Below are 2934 nucleotides of genomic sequence, written 5' to 3'. Positions count from 1 at the left end.
CGGTCTGGCAGGTGGCGATGTGGCTGGACGAGTGGGCCCAGACGCGCGAGCGGCGTGCCCTGCTGCGCCAGGACCATGCCGGGTCCGGCCGGCTGGCGTACAGCGGGTGGGAAGAATGATGAGCTTGGAGTGTGCAGTGGTGGATCACGGTCACGGTCACGGTCGGTCGCAGATGCGCCGATCAGCCCTGCGTGCAGCCGCGTGGCTGGCGGGCGGGCTGCTGGCGGTTGCCGGGCAGGCGGCGCCGCTGGCGTGCCTGATCGAGCCGTCGCAGGTGGTGGACATCGGCAGTCCGGTGGTGGGTGTGATCGCGACGGTGGCGGTCGAGCGCGGCGACGCAGTGCGCCGCGGCGAGGTCGTGGCCACGCTGCGGCGCGAGGTCGAGCGCGCCAATCTGAGTGCCGCAAGCAGCCGCTCGGAGGTGCAGGCCGAACTGCGCGCCGCGCGGGCGGCGGCGGAACTCGCGCGCAGCAAGCTGGTGCGCGCCGAGGACCTGCGCCGGCAGAATTTCATCTCCGAAGTGGCGGTGGAGCAGGCCCGCTCGGAAGCCGAAGTGGCGTACCGCCGCGTCGACGCCGTGCGCGAGCAGCAGCGCGCTGCCGCCAGCGACACCGAAACCGCCCGCTCGCAGTTCGCGCTGCGCGAACTCGTCGCCACCATCGATGGCGTGATCGTCGACCGCTTTCTCAACCCCGGTGAACGGGTCGACGACAAGCCGATCCTGCGCATCGCCCGACTCGACCCGTTGCGGGTCGAACTGGTGCTGCCGCTGTCGGACCTGGGCCGCCTGAAAGCCGGCGACACGGTGCAGATCAAGCCCGACTACCCCGGCGCCGCCCGCAAGACCGCCACGGTCGAACGGGTGGACAAGATCGTCGATGCCGCCAGCCGCACCTTCCGCGCGCGGCTGACGCTGCCGAATCCGGACCACGGTGTCCTGGCCGGTGTGCGCTGCCAGCCCGAATGGGCGGCGGCCACGCCGACTGCCGGACCCGCCACGCCTGCTGCGACCCCCCTCCCGCTCGCGCGCTGAGGCGTCTGCTCCATGACGGCGGCCCACCGAACCGGCATCGAGGAACTCGAAGCCCGCATCCTCTATTCCGCCGACGCGGCGCTGCTGCTGGGCGGCGTGCCGGTGGCCGATGTGCGCAGCGTGGACACGGCGCAGGCCGTCCCGGCGGCCCCCGCTGCCTCGCACTGGCTGGTGGTCGATCGCCGGGTCGAGGACTGGGACCTGGCGCTCGCCGATCGCCAGGCCCGTGACGGTGCCGCCTCGACGCCCTCGGTGCTGCTCATCGACACCGCGGCGGACGGGCGGGCGCAGGTGGCCGGCCTGAACGGCACGGTCGAGGTGCTGCCGTGGACCGACGCGCAGGGCCGGCGCTGGCTGGGCGCTTCGCCCTTCGACGCGAACCCCGCGGCCACGGCGGCTCCGGCCGATGTGCCTGCACCGGCGGCACCCCCATCGCTGACCGGGGCCGACACCAGCCCGTCCGACCGCTGGGCGGCCGAGGTCCGGCACGAACTGGTGGTGATCGATGGCGGCATCGCAGGAGCATCGCAGCTGGCGATGATGTGGTGGAGCCAGGCAACGGTGTCCTGCCAGATCGAGGTGGTCGTGACCGACCCGGCACGCGACGGGCTGGCGCAGATCACCGACCTGCTCTCGACGCGCACCGACCTCGCGGCCGTGCACCTGGTCAGCCATGGCGATGCCGGGCTGCTGCAGCTGGGCACGACCACGGTGGATGCGTCGGTGCTCGCTGCACGGGCGGAGGAAGTGGCCGGCTGGCGACATGCGCTCACCGCGGGTGCCGACCTGCTGGTCTACGGCTGCGATGTGGCGCAGGGGCTTGCGGGTGCGGCGTTTGTCCATCAGCTGAGCGATCTCACCGGTGCCGACGTGGCCGCGAGCACCAACCTGACCGGCTCCGCCGCAGCGGGCGGCGACTGGACGCTGGAGGTCCAGACCGGCCAGATCGAGCATGCCGTCACCTTCGATGCGGCGACCCAGGCCGAGTGGCAAGGCACGCTGGCCACCTACGCGGTCACCAACCTGAACGATTCCGGTGCCGGCTCGCTGCGTCAGGCCATCACCAACGCCAACGCGAACGGTGGCGCGGATTCGATCACCTTCAGTACCTTCGGCACGATCAACCTGGCCAGTGCGTTGCCGCAGATCACCGGGCAGGTCACGATCAACGGCACCAATGGCGGTGTGCCGGGTGTCGTGCTGAACGGTGGCAACAACGTCGCCAACGGACTGGATCTGGGGGCCGGGAGCAGTTCCAGCACCATCCGTGGCCTGGTGCTGCAGGCCTTCACCAACGCCGGCATCAGCGTCAGCGCCAGCAGCGGCACCACGATCGCGGGCAACTACATCGGCACGGATGCCGGCGGCAATGTCGCGGTTGGCAACAACCTCGGGGTCAATGTCTTCAACGCGGCCAGCATCACCATCGGGGGCACGACGGCTGCCGATCGGAACGTCATCTCCGGCAACACCAACATCGGCGTGAACATCGTCGGTGCGGGTTCGAGCGGCACAGTGGTTTCCGGCAACTACATCGGCACCAACGCTGCGGGTTCGGCAGACCAGGGGAACACGTGGCACGGTGTCTTCGTGGACGGAGTCAGCGGAGTCACGATCGGCGGCAGTGTGGCGGGTGCCGGCAATGTGGTCAGTGGCAACGGGTCCGGCTCCGGAGCGGCCGGCATCACCCTGGGCAGCACCGCCACACGCAACGTCGTCGCCGGCAACACCGTGGGCCTGAATGCCGCGGGCACCGGCGGGCTTGCCAATTCGGGTGTCGGCATCTTCGTGCTCGGTGCGTCCAACACCATCGGCGGCACGGTTGCCGCCGCGCGCAACGTGGTCTCCGGCAACACCACGATGGGCATCAACATCTCCGGGAGCAGCGCGAACGGCAACAC

Annotated in this window: 2 protein-coding genes; both read left to right on the top strand. The window is 70.7% G+C overall.

The genetic code is table 11. From position 1 onward, the window contains the following. The first annotated feature begins 172 nt into the window (after positions 1 to 172). On the top strand, positions 173 to 1033 hold the full coding sequence (locus tag AB3X43_RS07780; protein ID WP_369429284.1) for an efflux RND transporter periplasmic adaptor subunit: 861 nt from the start codon (positions 173 to 175) through the stop codon (positions 1031 to 1033). 12 nt (positions 1034 to 1045) lie between these two features. Beyond that, positions 1046 to 2934 (top strand): DUF4347 domain-containing protein (locus tag AB3X43_RS07775; protein WP_369429283.1); only part of this gene is annotated, 1889 nt, incomplete at its 3' end.

The sequence above is a fragment of the Sphaerotilus sp. genome, assembly GCF_041083715.1.
Taxonomy (GTDB): Bacteria; Pseudomonadota; Gammaproteobacteria; order Burkholderiales; family Burkholderiaceae_C; genus Sphaerotilus.
Note: the sequence above shows the minus strand (reverse complement) of the source record. Positions and strands in the feature narration are given on the sequence as shown.

Excerpts from the sequence above, each read along its gene's own strand:
- AB3X43_RS07780 (WP_369429284.1), top strand. The coding sequence starts at position 173 with ATGCGCCGATCAGCCCTGCGTGCAGCCGCGTGGCTGGCGGGCGGGCTG.